Consider the following 16756-nt stretch of genomic DNA (forward strand, 5'->3'; position numbering starts at 1 on the left):
AATGGACAGTGCATTTCTGATTACCGCGTTCACAACGCTTTTCGTGGTCCTTGATCCGCCCGCGCAAACGCCGATCTTCGTGGCGCTGACGCAGGGTATGGACTGGCACACGCGCCGGTCCATTGCCATTCGGGCCTGCCTGACGGCGGGCTTCATCCTGGCCCTGTTTGCCGCCTTTGGCGAAGCCCTTCTGGGGTTTGTCGGCATCTCGATGGAAGCGTTCCGCGTTGCAGGAGGTGTCCTGCTGTTCCTGACCGCGCTGGATATGCTGTTTGAACGCCGCACCAAGCGACGCGAAAGCAGCGCCGAGGAAGAGGAACACCCGGACCCGTCCGTCTTTCCCTTGGGCATCCCGCTGATTGCAGGCCCCGGATCGATTGCAACGATGATTCTGCTTGCGGGCCAGCAGCCGGGCATTCAGGGCCTTGCCATTGTCATCGGCGTGATGCTGGTTGTGCTGGCAATGGTCTTCGTGATGTATCTGACCTCTGGCGCGGTCGCGCGGGTTTTGGGCAAGACCGGGCTGAACGTGTTGACCCGGCTGCTGGGGATGTTGCTTGCGGCCTTGTCGGTGCAGTTCATTCTCGATGGCCTCAAGGCCTTTGGTTTTGCGTCTTAGACTCCCATATATGTGACGTGCAACTTGAGTGGGGTGAACCCTGTGGACAGCGTCGATATCGGACAACTGGTCTATCTGGTCGTGCTTGGGCTGGCCGTCGCGTTCTGGTTCGTTTCGCAAAACCGCCAGTCCCTGAACAAGACGTTGCAGCAGGTGATGGCCTGGGTGTTCATTTTTGTTGGCGTCATCGCCGTCATCGGCCTGTGGGAAGACATCCGGTCTTCGGTTGGCCCTGCCCCGCAGATGACCGTCACCGGCAACGCGATCGAGGTGCCTCGTGCCTATGATGGTCATTATTACCTTCCGGTTTTGGTGAATGGTGAGCCGATCAACTTTCTTGTCGACACCGGTGCTAGCCAGATCGTTCTCAGTGCCCGGGACGCAGAACGTGTGGGCATCGATCCCGACCAACTGAACTATTTCGGCCGCGCCCTGACCGCCAACGGCGAGGTGCGCACGGCGCCGGTGCGGCTTGACACCCTGACCGCAGGCCCCATTACCGACCAGAACGTATCGGCCTGGGTCAATGAGGGCGAGCTGGACAAGTCGCTTTTGGGGATGGAATATCTGCATCGTTTCTCGAGCGTCCAATTTGCAAATGGCAAGTTGATCCTGTCTCGTTGACGGCACTGACCGCTTGAGAACAAAAATAGAACATGCTAGCATTCCGGCATGTCCACTCAACTTCTTGGCCACAAAACTGCGCGTCAGGCGCCGGGGGTAAAGCTCCATCCGCAGATCACCCTGGAACTGGGCCGCGTGCACGAGGCATGCGGCCCCGCCCGGCGCAGCTTTGCCATGTGGCTGGCCGGTCAGACGCAGGGGCCGGTCTTGTGGATTTCCCCCGCCTGGGAACCCGGCCAGTTGAACCCCGATGGGATGATGGCCTTTGCCGATCCGGCCCGGTTCATTTTTGTTCATCCCACCCGTGCCGAAGATCTGCTGTGGTGCCTGGAGGAGGCGCTGCGCAGCGGGGCCATTCCGCTGATCATCGGCGACCTGCCCGGCGCACCGGGGCTCACGCCGATACGCCGGATGCATCTGGCCGCCGAACAGGGGGGTGCGATGGGGCGGGCTCCGCTTGGTTTGCTGCTGACACCCGAAGATGGCGGCGCGCAAGGGGTTGAGACGCGCTGGCACATGGCGGCCACCCATCGGGATGAGGCTCGGATCTGGGCTCTGACACGCCGCCGCGCCCGTGCCCTGCCCCCGGTCACATGGCAGGCCACCATGACCGCCGCCCGTGCCGGGTTGCATCTGGAACGGATCGAAACCGAAGACACACCGGCATAAAGCCACACGGATCACGCAAGATGTGACTGGTCAAAACCCGGGCCGCGCCCTAGCGTCACCACATGAGCCACCCGATCCATGACAGCCGCTATTCCTGGCTTCGCCTTCTGATCACGCTCGCCATTGCAACAGTGGCGAATGTGGGCATGTGGGCCGTGATCGTGGTCATGCCCGCAGTCGAAGCCGAATTCGGAGCCGGTCGTGCCGAAGCCTCGATGCCGTACACTCTGGCGATGATCGGCTTTGCCCTGGGCAACATGTGGCTGGGGCAGGTGGTGGACCGGCTGGGCGTTACCAGCGCCCTGATCGGAGCAGCCGTCTTGAGTGCGCTGAGCTATGTGCTGGCAACGCTGGCACCAAGCATAATGTTGCTATCCGCGGCGCATCTCCTGCTGGGGCTGGGCACATCGATTGGGTTTGGCCCGCTGATCGCAGATATCTCACATTGGTTCATGAAACGGCGCGGCATTGCCGTCGCGTTGGTCGCCAGTGGGAATTACCTGTCCGGCGCCATCTGGCCCACCATGCTGTCCGGAATTCTGGCGCGGGATGGATGGCAACAGGTCTATCTGACGCTCGCCGTGCTGACGCTTGTCGTCGTCATTCCCCTGTCGCTGCTGCTACGCCGCAGGGTTCCGGTCGAGGCACACAGCACCGCCGCAGCATCCGCCCAAATCAATGCACGAAGTGTCGGTGTATCACCGCGCGCGCTGCAATATATTCTGGGCTTGGCCGGGATCGGTTGTTGTGTCGCCATGTCGATGCCACAGGTTCATATCGTCTCCTATTGCGTCGGGCTGGGATATGGGCCCGCGGTCGGGGCCGAGATGCTGTCACTGATGTTATTGGGTGGTGTTGTCAGCCGGATCATCTCGGGTTTGTTGGCAGATCGGCTTGGCGGGGTCCTGACGCTTTTGATCGGTTCGCTTCTGCAATGTATCGCATTGTTCCTGTTCCTGCCCTACGATGGAATGGTGTCGCTTTACGCCATCAGCCTGCTCTTTGGTCTGGCACAGGGCGGCATCGTGCCCAGCTATGCGTTGATTGTCCGCGAATACATGCCGCCGCAAGAAGCTGGTGCGCGCGTCGGGTTCGTCATGATGATGACCATTCTTGGCATGGCGCTCGGTGGCTGGATGTCAGGGTGGATATACGACCTCACCGGAAGCTACCAACTGGCGTTCGTGAATGGCATCCTTTGGAACGGTCTGAACATTGCGATCGTTCTGATGCTGCTCAGAAGATCCCGCCCCACACGGGAAGGCGTCATGGCATGACCCTTCTGACCCGCCGCAACCTGCTAGCCGGGCTGGCAACCCTGCCCCTGACCCGGGCGGCACAAGCCGCATTGCGGCCATACATCCTGTCGGATGAAGGCACCCGGGTCGGGTTCACGTTTGATCTTGCGGGGGTGATACAGTCAGGGACGATGCCGATCCGGACCGCCGATGTTCAGATTGACACAGGTCGGCTACAGAACAGCCAGGTCACGGTGACACTGGACGTCAGCAAAGCCAGAACGCGGCTGCCCTTTGCCCGTATGCCCATGCTCAGCCCCAGCGTTTTGGACGCGAAGCAGCACCCAACGATCCGGTTTGTGTCAACGGACATAAAATTGGGCGCGGAAGGGCGGATATCAGATGGCGCTCGGATCACGGGTGATCTGACGGTTCGCGGCGTGACCCGCCCGATCACGTTGGAGGCCAATCTGTACCGGCAGGCAGGAAGCGCAGTGAACGATCTGAGCCGTCTGACCATTGGCCTGAAGGGCGCCCTGAACCGGCACGACTTCGGAGCTTCGGGCTATCCTGACCTGGTTGACGACACTGTCGGCCTGGACATCCGCACCGAGATCATACGCGCGACCTGATCGCCGAACGGCAAAAAACGACTCGCTAAAGTCGAATTGATGCGCGCATTGTGCGGCGACCCTGCCAATCTGAGACCACCATGCGCACGATCATTTCATTTGCCGCCCTGTTTCTTTCGGTCATTCTGCTTCAGCTTTCCACAGGAGGCGTTGGGCCACTCGATGCCATTTCCGGCATCACGCTGGATTTCACGACCGAACAGATCGGTCTTTTGGGGTCTTCGCACTTTCTGGGGTTTTTCATCGGCTGCTGGTGGGCGCCACGTCTGATGGGCAATGTCGGTCATTCGCGCGCATTTGCAGTTTGCACCGCGTTGGGCGCGATGGGCCTCATCGGACATACGCTGACCGAAAACCCATATATCTGGGCCGCCCTTCGTGTGGCCTCGGGCACCTGTGTCGCAGGCGCATACACGGTGATCGAGGCCTGGCTGAACGCGAAGGTCACCAATGAAACCCGAGGGCGTGCAATGGGAACGTACCGGATCGCGGATATGGGCGCGTCCCTGTGCGCCCAGTTGATTATCGCCGTTCTGCCCCCGGCCTCTTACGTCTCGTATAACCTGCTGGCGATCCTTTGCTGTGCGTCACTGCTGCCGCTGACGCTGACCAAAGCAAGCCAACCCAAAACACCTGACGCGCCCCGACTGAAACCCGGGCTGGCTTGGCGCAGCTCACCCTTAGCCGTGGCTGGCGTGATCGTGGCCGCGCTCAGCTCGGCCTCGTTCCGAATGGTGGGACCGGTTTACGGGCAAGAGGTCGGACTTGGCGTCGATCAGATCGCATTCTTCCTGGCCTCTTTCGTATTGGGTGGTGCGCTTGCTCAATACCCCGTTGGCTGGCTGGCTGATAAATATGACCGGCGCTGGGTGCTGATCTGGCTGTCGGCTGCCGCGGTACTCAGCTGCGGCGTCACCATGGCAGCCAGCGGCACCGGAACGATCGGCGTCATGTCGGCGGCCGTATTCTTCGGCCTGACAACCTTCCCGATCTTCTCGGTCTCATCCGCCCACGCAAACGACTTTGCCACGGCCGAGGAACGAGTGGAACTCTCGGCGGCCCTGATGTTCTGGTTTGCCCTGGGGGCAATTGCATCGCCCTACATAACCTCGACCCTGATCCAGCAATTCGGCCCGGGTGCCCTTTTTGCCTTCGTGGCGTTCGGGCATGTCTTCCTGATCGTGTTTGGTCTGGCGCGGATGCGGTCACGCCCAACCCCCGAGGAGCGCACGAATTATGTTTACGCCCCGCGCACTTCATTCACGATTGGTCGCCTTCTGAAACGATCACGGGAAGAGTGAAAAACTGGGCACCCCCGTTTTCTGAATGTCTTTGGTGATCGCCCTGGCCTTTTCGGTCGGTTCGGTACGGAACAAGGACGAGGCGCTGCGACTCGGATTCAAGACGTTGATGTCCCTCTGCGTGCGCCAAGAGCTTTGGACATGTCCCCGGAACGCGATCCAGATCGTTGCGGCAGCCCGATTTTCGTTGCTGTCGGGGTCTAAATCGACAAGCAGGTCAATGCCGGGCTTTTGCTGGGCGATCACATCATGTAGACGGGCGCGCAGACAGTTACGCGGAAACGGATCATGGCTCGGATTCTCATCACCTCGGCGATCCCCTATATCAACGGGATCAAACACCTCGGCAATCTGATCGGCTCGCAATTGCCGGCTGATTTGTACGCGCGTTACCAGCGTGGCCGGGGGAACGAGGTCATGTTCCTGTGCGCCACGGATGAACACGGCACACCCGCCGAGCTGGCCGCCGCCAAGGCCGGCAAGCCGGTGGCGGAGTATTGCGCCGACATGTATGCGATTCAGGCCGATATCGCCAACCGGTTTGGCCTCAGCTTCGATCACTTCGGCCGTTCGTCCAGCGACCAGAACAAGCGCCTGACCCAGCATTTTGCGGGCAAGCTGGATGACGCGGGCCTGATCCGCGAAGTCAGCGAGAAGCAGGTGTATTCCAACGCCGATGGTCGCTTTCTGCCTGACCGCTATATCGAAGGCACCTGCCCCAATTGCGGCTATGATCGCGCGCGCGGCGACCAGTGCGAAAACTGCACCAAACAGTTGGATCCGACGGACCTGATCGAGCCGCGCTCGGCCATTTCTGGATCCACCGACCTGGAAGTGCGCGAGACCAAGCACCTGTATCTGCGTCAATCCGCGATGAAGGACAAGCTGGATGCGTGGATCGACAGCAAAATTCCTCCCAGATTTCGAAATGAAAATTTGGGAGGCGATGGCGAAGGGTGGACTAAGACCGAAGATCTTTCGGGATTTAAAGAGAACCCGTATTGGCCAACACTAACAACCTCAATTGCCAAGAAGTGGCTGCATGACGGTGACGGCTTGCAGGACCGTGGCATCACCCGCGATCTGGACTGGGGTGTGCCGGTCAAAAAAGGCGATCAGGATTGGCCGGGGATGGAAGGCAAGGTCTTTTACGTCTGGTTCGACGCCCCCATTGAATACATCGCCTGCGCCAAGGAATGGGCGGACGCCAACGGAAGGGCCGATGCGGATTGGGAACGCTGGTGGCGCACCGACAAGGGCGCGGATGATGTGCGCTATGTCCAGTTCATGGGCAAGGACAACGTGCCGTTCCATACGCTGTCCTTCCCGGCCACCATCCTGGGCACCAACGCCCACAATGAAGAGACCGGATCGCCCGAACGGTGGAAGCTGGTGGATTACATCAAGTCGTTCAACTACCTGAACTATGACGGCGGCCAGTTTTCGACCAGCCAGGGCCGTGGCGTGTTCATGGATCAGGCGCTGGACATTCTGCCTGCCGATTACTGGCGCTGGTGGCTGCTGAGCCACGCGCCCGAAAGCAGCGACAGCGAGTTCACCTGGGAGAACTTCCAGCAATCGGTGAACAAGGACCTTGCAGACGTTCTGGGCAACTTTGTCAGCCGGATCACCAAATTCTGCCGCTCGAAATTTGGTGAGACCGTGCCCGAAGGTGGACAGTTCGGACCCCGCGAGCAGGCCTTGATCGAAGAGCTCACCAAACGCGTCCGCGCCTATGAAGGCCATATGGAGGCGATGGAGGTTCGCAAATCCGCGCAGGAGCTGCGGGCAATCTGGGTTGCCGGAAATGAATATCTACAGGCCGCAGCTCCGTGGTCCACATTCAAAGAAGACCCCGAGCAGGCCGCCGCGCAGGTACGTCTTGGCCTGAACCTGATCCGGCTTTACGCCGTTCTCAGCGCACCATTCATCCCCGACACCTCGGCCCGTATGCTGAGCGCGATGAACACGCTGGATACCAGCTGGCCCGATGATGTTGCCGCTGCGCTGAACGCTTTGCCGTCCGGCCACGACTTTACCGTGCCAGACGTTCTGTTCGCCAAGATAACGGATGAACAGCGCGAAGAATGGCAGGACAGGTTCGCGGGAACCCGCGACTGATCGGTCCGGCACAATGGACTCCGGGGGCCCGTTTCGGGCCCCTTTTGCTTGGGCCCTGCGGCCGCGTCAGGGCCTAAGCCAGCATAAGTGCTTGAACTTTTGACCTCTGCCCTGACCGGCGCGGGACTCATCACGCTTGAGATATCGGCGCAAAAAAGTCATCCTGAGATCAGGTTCCTCCGACTCGCGTCGCCGTGGCGACTGGGTCGGTATCTTTTGTTTCTGCATCGAACGAGGCTTTCGCCATGTCCCCAGCATTCCTTTCACCCAATAAGATCAGCAGGCATTTGGCCGCCGCATTCATGCTGATGTCCTTGGGTTTGGCGCATCCGGCGACCGCGCAGGAAGAAGGGGCACCACCAAAGGTTTCCATAGCGGCGGCCTATACCGAGGAAATCACCGACGAAGCCACGTTCATCGGACGTGCCGAGGCAATCAACAAGGTCGATATCGTGGCGCGCGTAAACGGGTTTCTCAACAGCCGCGAGGTCGAGGATGGGGCGACCGTCAAAGAAGGTGATCTGCTGTTCACCATCGAACCCGACCTGTACGAGGCGACGCTTGAGGCCCGAAAGGCCGATCTGAACCGGGCCGAAGCAAATCTTGAACTGGCAAAGGTCGATCTGGCGCGTAAAGAAGAGCTCTACAAACGCGACGCGACGCCAGAGTCAGAACGCGACATTGCCCGCGCCAACGAACTGGTCGCCGAGGCAGAGGTGAAGGCGGCCAATGCTGCGATCCAGCAGGCCGAGCTTGACCTGAGCTACACGCAGATACATGCGCCATTCGACGGCCGTATCGGCAGGATCACGACCAGCGTCGGAGATGTGGTCGGGCCAAACAACCCTCCTCTGGTCAATATCGTCAGCGAGACGCCCATATATGTGAATTTCTCGTTGAACGAAAAGCTCTTCACCTCAGTCTTACAGACTTATGGTGAAAACTCGGCATCGCTGGCGGAAAGCCCGCAAAGCCCGAACGTGCACGTCATCCTGCCCAACGGCACCGAGATGGATGAAGTCGGCAGAATTGTATTCGTTGACAACCGTATCGACCCATTGACCGGCGCAATTACCATTCGCGCCCAGTTCGACAATGCGGACCGGCTGATTCTGGACGGCGCCTTTGTGAATGTGCAGATCGAAGCGCTGGAACCGACCTTGCAGGTTCTGGTGCCTCAAGCCGCCTTGCAGCGCGATCAGCGGGGCGAGTTTGTCCTGGTCGTCAACGACAAGCAGATGGTTGAACAGCGTTACATCACCACCGGTGACACGGTTGGAACCGCGATTATTGTGCTGGACGGGCTGCGCGAAGGCGAAAGCGTAATTGTCGAGGGCCTGCAACGGGTTCGCCCCGGCGTCGCTGTTGACGCAGTCGTCGCCTCTGAGCAACCGGGAGAGTAACAGATGTTCTCAGCCCTGTTTATCAGCCGGCCCAAGCTGGCGCTCGTCATTTCGCTGGTGCTGACCATCATGGGCGGTATCGGATACCTGGTGCTGCCGGTCGCGCAGTTTCCCGATATCACCCCGCCCGTGGTCAATGTCTCGACCACCTATACCGGCGCAAACGCCGAGACCGTTGAAAACACCGTTGCCGCGCCGATCGAGGCGCAGGTCAACGGTGTGGACGACATGATCTACATGACGTCCAGATCATCGGACAACGGGTCCTATTCGCTGGATGTGACCTTTGAGGTCGGCACAGATCCCGACATCGCATCGGTCAACGTTCAAAACCGGGTGGCGCAGGCCATGTCATCGCTGCCAGCCGAAGTGACTTCGTCCGGCGTGGTGACACAGAAATCTTCGACCAACATGCTGATGCTGGTCACTCTGACTTCACCAAATGGGACCTATGACAGTGTGTTCCTGTCGAACTATGCCTCGATCAATCTGCGCGATGCGCTGGCGCGGGTGCAGGGCGTCGGCAAGGCCGATGTTCTGACCAACCTTGAATACGCCATGCGGATCTGGATGGACCCGGACAAGATGGCGGCGCTGTCCATCACACCGGGGGATGTCATCAATGCAATCCGGGAACAGAATATCGAAGTGTCCGCCGGTTCGATCGGTGCGCCACCCGTTCCCGAAGGGCAGACGTTTCAATACACGATTAAATCCAAAGGCCGCCTGACATCCGCAGAGGAATTCGGTGACATCGTGATCCGAACAGGTGACGCCGGTGCCATCGTCCGCGTCAAAGACATTGCCCGGGTAGAGCTTGGCGCAGAATATTATGCGGCTTCGGGCTATTTTCAGGCGGTTCCAGCCACGGTCATCGGCATCTATCAGGCCCCCGGTGCAAACGCTTTGGCGGTTTCGGAACGTGTGCAGGCGGAATTGGCGCGGCTGTCCCGCGCCTTTCCGACGGATGTCGAATATGATGTGCCCTTCAATACGACCGACTTTGTCGAGGCGTCTTTGAACGACGTGGTCTCGACCCTGATCCTGACCTTCATTCTGGTTATTTCGGTCGTGTTCGTGTTCCTGGGAAGTTGGCGCGCAACGATCATTCCGGCGGTGGCAATCCCGGTATCCCTGATCGGTACTTTTGCCTTCCTGCTGGCGTTCGGGATGTCGCTGAACACCATCTCGCTGTTCGCCTTGGTGCTGGCCATCGGTATTGTCGTGGATGACGCCATCGTCGTCGTCGAGAACGTGGAGCGCATCATTGCGGATGAAGGGTTGCCCCCTGCTGAAGCGACCCGTAAAGCAATGGGCCAGATCACGGGGCCAGTCATCGCGACAACACTGGTTCTTCTGGCGGTGTTCGTGCCGGTCACGTTCATGCCCGGCATCTCGGGGCGGCTGTATTCCCAATTTGCCATTACGATTTCGACCGCTGTCGTGATCTCCTCCATCAACGCACTGACCCTTTCGCCTGCCCTGTGCGGCTTGGTTCTTCGTCCCCGGTCCGGCCCTCCCAAAGGGGTGCTTGCGATGTTCGAAAACTTCATCGGCACCGTACGCAACGGCTATGTCGCCATTGTACGAAAGCTGTTGGTTTTTCCGGCCATTGCGCTGGCCATCGTGGTTGGGCTTGGCATGGGAACCGGAACAATCATGTCCAACACCTCAGCCGGATTCATTCCGCTTGAAGACAACGGGTATCTGTTCGTTGATGTACAGTTGCCTGATGCCGCAACATTGGAACGGACCGAGGCGGTGACCGCACGTCTGGATGAACAGATAAGTGAAATCCCGGGCGTCGCGAGCACGGTTCTGGTCAACGGTTTTTCGATGCTGAACGGCACGATCACCAACGGCGCTGCGATTTTCGTCAACCTCGAAAACTGGAGCGAACGGCAGGAAGACGATCTGAGCGCGGACGCCATTCTGGCCAAAGTGCTAGCGATCGCGAACGGTGAATCAGCGGCTTCGGTCCTTGCTTTCAACCCACCGCCCATCCAGGGCCTTGGTATGTCCGCCGGTGTCGAGATGGAAGTTCAGCAAACCGGCGGTGGCACTCCGCAGGATCTGGCATCGGCCGTGGGTTCGTTCGTGTATTCGGCCAATCAGAGGCCCGAGATCGGGCAGGCCTATACGACCTTCCGCGCCAACGTCCCGCAGCTGTTCGTTGATCTGGACCGCGAAAAAGCCAAAACGCTGAATGTCTCGGTCGCCGAGATTTTTCAGACCATGCAGGCACAGCTGGGATCTTACTATGTCAATGACTTCAACCTGTTCGGCCGTGTCTATCGCGTGATGATTCAGGCCGACGGGACCTATCGGGACAATGTCGAAGATATCGCGAACCTCTATGTCCGTTCTCAAAACGGAGACATGGTGCCGCTGGGGACACTGATCGACGTTGAAAACGTGCTGGGTCCGGTTCTGCTGAAGCGCCACAACCTGTTCCGGTCGGCCACGGTGACGGCGGTCCCTGCACCCGGCTTGTCCAGCGGCGATGCAATCAGCGTGATGACCGAAGAATCCGCGACCGCCCTGCCCCCGGGCTATGCGTTCGAATGGACAGGGACGGCACAGCAGCAGCTGGCTTCGGGCAGTCTGGTGATCATCATTCTCGGGCTTGCCATACTGTTCGGTTACTTGTTCCTGGTGGGTCAGTACGAAAGTTGGACCTTGCCTGTCTCAATCCTGCTTTCCGTTGTCGTAGCCTTGTTTGGGGCCGTGGCGGCGGTGGCCATCGTGGGCAGTGACATCAACCTCTATACACAGATCGGTATGATCATGCTTGTCGGGCTGGCCTCGAAGAACGGTATTCTGATCGTCGAGTTCGCCATGGAGCAACGCGCCAAGGGGCTTTCCATCAAAGAGGCCGCCGCAGAGGCTGCGTATCAGCGTTTCCGCGCTGTGATGATGACTGCACTGTCTTTCCTGCTTGGCGTTGTCCCCCTGCTGGCCGCGAACGGAGCCGGAGCCGCCAGCCAGAAGGCGATTGGTGTCGCGGTGTTTGGCGGGATGCTGGCCGCAACACTTGTTGGTGTGATCGTGGTGCCCGTGCTCTATGCCCTGATGCAAGGCATGCGGGAATGGTTGAAGGGCAGCAAGAGCGACCCCGACACTACGGAAAAAGCCGCCTGAACACAGAAAGCCCCATCTGAACTGATGGGGCTTTTTTGCAGTTCCGCTAATAGAAATCAGGCGTTTTCAGCCTATCCCTTATCCTCGGACCGTTCGGACATCCATTGATCGATCCGCGCAATCTGCTCGGCACGCAGCCGCAAGCCCAGCTTGTTGCGGCGCCAAACCGCATCTTCGGCTGAACGGGCATATTCCTTGTCCATCAGCCACGCGACCTCTTGCGCTGTCAGGGTTGCGCCAAAATCCTCTCCCAGATCGGATACCTGTTTTGCATCACCCAAAACATCCCTTGCTTCGGTCCCGTAAGCTCTGATCAGGCGGGCAGCCCAGCTTTCGGTCAAAAAGGGATAGGCCGCCAAAAGATCGCCTTTCAGGGTTTCGACGGCATCCACCGGGAAATCCCCCCCCGGCAGTGCGACACCAGCGGTCCAGGGACCGGGCAGGTTCGGGAAAAACTCACCGACCTTCTCAAGCGCGCTTTCTGCAAGCCTGCGATAGGTCGTGATCTTGCCGCCGAACACATTCAAAACAGGTGCCCCGCCCTGCGCATCGACTTTCAACGTGTAATCCCGCGTTGCAGCAGTGGCACTGCTTGCGCCGTCATCATAAAGAGGCCGCACGCCGGAATAGGTCCACACGACATCGTCGCGCGTTATGCTTTTTTTGAAGTACTTTGATGCAAAGGCGCACAGGTAATCCTGCTCGGCCTCGGTGCAGACCGGTTTGGTCGACGGGTCCGGATGATCCTGATCCGTTGTCCCAATCAAGGTAAAATCCTGCTCGTATGGTATGGCGAAAATGATACGGCCATCTTCGCCCTGGAAAAAATAGCATTTGTCGTGATCGTAAAGCCTAGGCGTCACGATATGACTGCCCCGAACAAGCCGCACGCCCTCGCGAGAGTTCACGCGGATCTTGGATTGAATGATGTCGCCCACCCAGGGCCCACCCGCATTGATCAGCATTTTGGCCCGGACCAAACGGGTCTCACCACTGTTCCGATCCCGAACGGACACTTCCCAAAGATCGCCGACCCGCTCGGCCGAGGTCACTTCGGTTCGGACCATGATCTGTGCGCCGCGCGACTCGGCGTCACGCGCATTCAAAACCACCAATCGCGAGTCTTCGATCCAACAATCGGAATACTCATAAGCCGTTTCGAACTTGTCCTGCAACGGGGCCCCCTCGGGTGCTGACCGCAGGTTCAATGACGTCGTGCCCGGCAGGATTTTGCGCCCGCCCAGATTGTCATACATGAACAGGCCCAACCGGATCAGCCAGGCCGGACGCCGCCCGCGCATCCACGGCATGACCGTGCTGAGCAACCGCGAGGTCGGCGTTTCGGAATCAAACCGCATATCCTTGTGGTAGGGCAGCACAAAACGCATGGGCCAGCTGATATGCGGCATCGCGCGCAGCAGGGTTTCACGCTCGATCAGGGCCTCACGCACCAGGCGGATTTCAAAATACTCAAGATACCGCAATCCGCCGTGAAACAGCTTGGTCGAGGCCGAGGACGTGGCAGAAGCGAGATCGTTCATCTCGGCCAGCGTCACCGAAAGACCCCGCCCGGCGGCGTCCCGCGCTATTCCACAGCCATTGATCCCGCCGCCGATGATGAAAAGGTCTGTGATCTGGTTGTCCGTTGACTGCATATCCATTGATTCCCTGCCTGACACGGTTGCGGGCATTAGCCAGAATGACTTTCGCTTCGTCAATGTTTATGTTCGTTTTTTTTCTTTTTGCAACACTGGTATGATTTTCAAGCAAGTTGGCTTGCCAAAATCGACAAAAAGAACAAAAACGAAAATCAATCCTTTACACCGGAACTGCCCATGTCCTTGTCTTTTCGCCAATCCGACATTCTGGAAATCGCCAGCACCGAAGGGCGCGTTACCGTCGAGGGGCTGGCTGAACGCTTTGGCGTCACCGTTCAGACGATCCGGCGCGACCTGACCGAGCTTGCAGATGCGGGCAAGCTGGACCGGGTTCACGGGGGCGCGGTTCTCCGCTCGGGTGTTTCAAATATCGGATACGAGGACCGCCGCGCGCTGAACGCGGACGCCAAGACCCGCATCGCTCAGACCTGCGCGGCTGATATCCCGGATGGCGCATCAATTTTCATGAACATCGGAACCTCGACCGAGGCCGTGGCAAGGCAGTTGCTGAACCACAAGAACCTGCTGGTGGTGACCAACAACATGAACGTTGCAAACATTCTTGTCGAAAACCCGGAGTGCGAAATCATCATGGCCGGCGGCGTTTTACGTCGAACAGACGGTGGGCTGATCGGCAACCTGACCGTATCGGCCATCCGGCAGTTCAAATTTGACATCGCTGTCATAGGATGTTCGGCCCTCGACACGGATGGCGATCTTTTGGACTTCGACTTTCAGGAGGTTCAGGTCAGCCAGGCCATCATCGAGAAGGCGCGCCGCACTTATCTGGTTGCCGATCATTCGAAGTTTCAACGCTCGGCCCCGGCGCGGATAGGATCAATTGCCGAACTTGACACGGTCTATAGCGACCTGCCCTTGCCCGGCAAGCTGCCAGAGCACTGTCGCGAGTGGCAGACTGGTGTCATCATCTGCGACTAGAGGCGGGCAAATAACAACGTCCGGGCGAGTTGCGCGGCTTGCCAGATCGAACTTGGCCTGACACTATCCTTCATACAAGAATTTGTGCACGGGAGGGGAGGACCGGGCCATGATTGCGCTTTTATTTTCGTTGTTTATCGCCACGATGGGGCTGAACTATTTCAAGTTGACCAAGGCTGGCAACGCCTTGTTTTTCGTCACGTTGGCCATGTGTATCTACTGGCTGAAATTCCACGCCACCACACCGCTGACAATTCAACTCTGAGGGGCTTGCCATGACACCTGAACTGTCCCGCACCCTCAACGCGATCGGTATGCTTGCCGTCTGCCTTGTACTGGCCCTGGCGTTTTTCTATCAGCTTGTCCTCTATGAGCTGCCCTGCCCGCTTTGCCTGCTGCAACGTGTTGGGTTCGTTGCCGTCGGCGTAGGGCTTGGTTTGAACCTGCTCTACGGTCCACGGCCGCAACACTATGCCATCGTGCTGATTGCGGCCTTGTATGGCGGCACTGTATCGATCCGCCAAATACTTCTGCATATCGTACCCGGCACCGGGCACTACGGCTCTCCTGTTTTGGGCCTGCACTACTATACCTGGGCCGGGATCGCCTTTTTCCTTGTGTTGCTGGGCACGTCGATCATGCTGTTGTTTGATCGCCAATACGCGGACCCTTCTGGTCAGGAACCAAGGTTCGGCGGAAATGCTCTGGCCAAGATCGCGTTTTTCGTCATGCTGGCTTTGGCGGTGCTGAACGCGGGTTCAACCTTGCTGGAATGCGGGCCGGGTATCTGCGCCGACCCGCCGACAAGCTACAAGTTGATTGACGAGTTGGACGCCGGCAACTGAAGATACCGTAACCTTCCCCAAAAAGGAGGCACGAGCATGGGATTACTGGGACAGCCGCTTGGCTATTATGACTATCTGACTTTCGTGGCATTGATCCTGCTTCTGGCGGCGGTGATGGCACTGTTTCTCTTTCTCATGGGCCTTCCGGGTCGGATCGCCATCAAGCGCAACCATCCCCATGCCGAGGCCGTAAAGATCATGGGCTGGATGGGATTTCTGGCCGTGGTGCCCTGGGTCCATGCCTTCATGTGGGCGTTCCATGATGGCGTTACGGTCGACATTCGCCGTGGCCCTGACGAGGAAAAAGACGCCATTCGTGATGAAATCAAACGTCTGGGTGGTGATGTCCGGCCTGAATATCAAGGTCGTCTGGAAACAGACGATCCGCAGCAAAGCTAAGGCCAGAGGAAGTCACAAAACATGTTTGTCGCCCTTGGCATCACGCTATTTTACATCATTTTCGTCTGGCTTATTTTCTTCAAGCTGGAACTGCTGAAATTCAACATCGCCTGGGGCATCGTATCCTTTTGGGTTGGCGCGCACCTGTTGCTGATTTTTCTGGTCGCATTGCGGTTCTTTCAGCCCTTCTCGGCCGACAGCCACGTGGTGCGTTCGACCATACAGATCATTCCCAAACTGACACAGCCGACGATCCTGACCGAAGTTCTTGTGGAACCGAACACACCGGTCACCAAGGGTGATCCGCTCTACCGCTTTGATGACACGGTGTTTTCGCTGGCGGTAGACAATGCGCAGGCGCAATTGGTCGCCGCTGAACAGAATTCCAAGATTCTGGAACAGGATGTGATCGCGTCGACCGAAGCTGTTGAACGCGCAAACGCGCAGCTGGCTTATGCGCAGACTCAGCAAGCCCGGTACGAAACTCTTGTGCCCGCCGGTGGAGCGCGGCAAGACGAACTGGACCGCTGGAACGAGCAGGTGACCGAAGACCTTGCTGCCGTCAAACAGGCCGAAGCAAATCTGGAAAAGGCGCGACTGGCCGTGGAGTCCCAGATAGACGGGGTTAACACGGGTATTCTCCAGGCAAGGGCGCAGTTGGCCGAAGCTGAGTATTTTCTTGAAAACACAACAATCTACGCGCCTGAAAACGGCATGATCGTATCGCAACAAGCCCGCCCCGGTCTGGTCGTCGGCGATGTTCGACTGGGCGCGATTGCCAGTTTCGTGACCGAGGACAGCCCCTATATCCTTGCGACCTTTCGACAGCAGAACCTGAAATTCGTGGAACCGGGGCAAGAGGTCGAAGTGGCGCTGGATCTTTACCCGGGCGAAATCCTGACGGGCAAGGTCGAGGCGATCTGGTGGGCCACGCGCCAGGGGCAACTGATCCCTTCAGGCCGCCTGCCCGGCTTTGAACTGCCGAAACTGCCCGGTCGAATTGCCGTGCAGATCACCGTCGATATCCCGGAAGGGCACATTTTCCCGGCTGGCGGCCACGCCGCCGTGGCGATCTACACCGGCATGGGCAAAAGCTTTGAGTTCCTGAGACGCATCAACATCCGTCTCTATTCCTTCGCCAACTTCATTCGACCGCTGGATATCTGA

The 16756-nt window shown here is 58.6% G+C and carries 15 protein-coding genes; 14 read left to right on the forward strand and 1 reads right to left on the reverse strand.

The genetic code is table 11. From position 1 onward, the window contains the following. Position 1 precedes the first annotated feature (1 nt). The 9 genes from ACR0C6_RS06045 to ACR0C6_RS06085 all read left to right on the forward strand — a co-directional run bounded on the left by ACR0C6_RS06045 (position 2) and on the right by ACR0C6_RS06085 (position 11748). The gene (locus ACR0C6_RS06045) at positions 2–619 is read left to right on the forward strand and encodes a MarC family protein (RefSeq protein WP_152457746.1); all 618 of its coding nucleotides are present in this window, start codon (positions 2–4) and stop codon (positions 617–619) included. Positions 620–661: 42 nt separating this feature from the next. After that, the gene (locus ACR0C6_RS06050; RefSeq protein WP_152457745.1) at positions 662–1243 is read left to right on the forward strand and encodes a retropepsin-like aspartic protease family protein; all 582 of its coding nucleotides are present in this window, start codon (positions 662–664) and stop codon (positions 1241–1243) included. Positions 1244–1291: 48 nt separating this feature from the next. After that, positions 1292–1912, forward strand: coding sequence for an ImuA family protein (locus tag ACR0C6_RS06055; RefSeq protein WP_480618663.1), 621 nt, complete (start codon positions 1292–1294; stop codon positions 1910–1912). Positions 1913–1974: 62 nt separating this feature from the next. Continuing rightward, positions 1975–3189, forward strand: a complete 1215-nt coding sequence (locus ACR0C6_RS06060) for an MFS transporter (protein WP_480444897.1) — start codon at positions 1975–1977, stop codon at positions 3187–3189. Then, positions 3186–3782, forward strand: a complete 597-nt coding sequence (locus ACR0C6_RS06065; protein ID WP_480444896.1) for a YceI family protein — start codon at positions 3186–3188, stop codon at positions 3780–3782. Before ACR0C6_RS06060 ends, ACR0C6_RS06065 begins: the two co-directional genes overlap by 4 nt. Before the next feature lie 80 nt (positions 3783–3862). Next, positions 3863–5083, forward strand: coding sequence for an MFS transporter (locus tag ACR0C6_RS06070; RefSeq protein WP_171231784.1), 1221 nt, complete (start codon positions 3863–3865; stop codon positions 5081–5083). A gap of 288 nt (positions 5084–5371) precedes the next feature. After that, positions 5372–7204: a methionine--tRNA ligase gene (locus tag ACR0C6_RS06075; RefSeq protein ID WP_480618664.1), complete on the forward strand. Its 1833-nt coding sequence runs from the start codon at positions 5372–5374 to the stop codon at positions 7202–7204. A gap of 302 nt (positions 7205–7506) precedes the next feature. Then, on the forward strand, positions 7507–8607 hold the full coding sequence (locus tag ACR0C6_RS06080; protein WP_171116571.1) for an efflux RND transporter periplasmic adaptor subunit: 1101 nt from the start codon (positions 7507–7509) through the stop codon (positions 8605–8607). Positions 8608–8610: 3 nt separating this feature from the next. Next, the gene (locus tag ACR0C6_RS06085; protein ID WP_480444893.1) at positions 8611–11748 is read left to right on the forward strand and encodes an efflux RND transporter permease subunit; all 3138 of its coding nucleotides are present in this window, start codon (positions 8611–8613) and stop codon (positions 11746–11748) included. A 71-nt stretch (positions 11749–11819) separates the two neighbouring features. Here the strand turns inward: ACR0C6_RS06085 and glpD are convergent, their stop codons facing one another. Further along, complete coding sequence (glpD, locus tag ACR0C6_RS06090; protein WP_480444892.1) at positions 11820–13409, reverse strand: glycerol-3-phosphate dehydrogenase; 1590 nt, start codon at positions 13407–13409, stop codon at positions 11820–11822. A gap of 174 nt (positions 13410–13583) precedes the next feature. Here glpD and ACR0C6_RS06095 point away from each other — a divergent pair, with 174 nt between their 5' ends. The 5 genes from ACR0C6_RS06095 (at position 13584) to ACR0C6_RS06115 (ending at position 16756) form a co-directional block, all read left to right on the forward strand. Beyond that, on the forward strand, positions 13584–14345 hold the full coding sequence (locus tag ACR0C6_RS06095) for a DeoR/GlpR family DNA-binding transcription regulator (RefSeq protein WP_480444890.1): 762 nt from the start codon (positions 13584–13586) through the stop codon (positions 14343–14345). 109 nt (positions 14346–14454) lie between these two features. Continuing rightward, a complete protein-coding gene (locus ACR0C6_RS06100) occupies positions 14455–14610 on the forward strand; it encodes a DUF5993 family protein (protein ID WP_171116330.1) in 156 nt (51 codons plus the stop codon). Positions 14611–14620: 10 nt separating this feature from the next. Next, positions 14621–15190, forward strand: coding sequence for a disulfide bond formation protein B (locus ACR0C6_RS06105; protein WP_152457736.1), 570 nt, complete (start codon positions 14621–14623; stop codon positions 15188–15190). 36 nt (positions 15191–15226) lie between these two features. Beyond that, positions 15227–15589 (forward strand): DUF3302 domain-containing protein, encoded by a 363-nt coding sequence (locus ACR0C6_RS06110; RefSeq protein WP_171116334.1) that lies wholly within the window; start codon positions 15227–15229, stop codon positions 15587–15589. A 21-nt stretch (positions 15590–15610) separates the two neighbouring features. After that, on the forward strand, positions 15611–16756 hold the full coding sequence (locus tag ACR0C6_RS06115; protein WP_480444889.1) for an HlyD family secretion protein: 1146 nt from the start codon (positions 15611–15613) through the stop codon (positions 16754–16756).

It is taken from the genome of Ruegeria sp. AL12 (genome assembly GCF_056540885.1).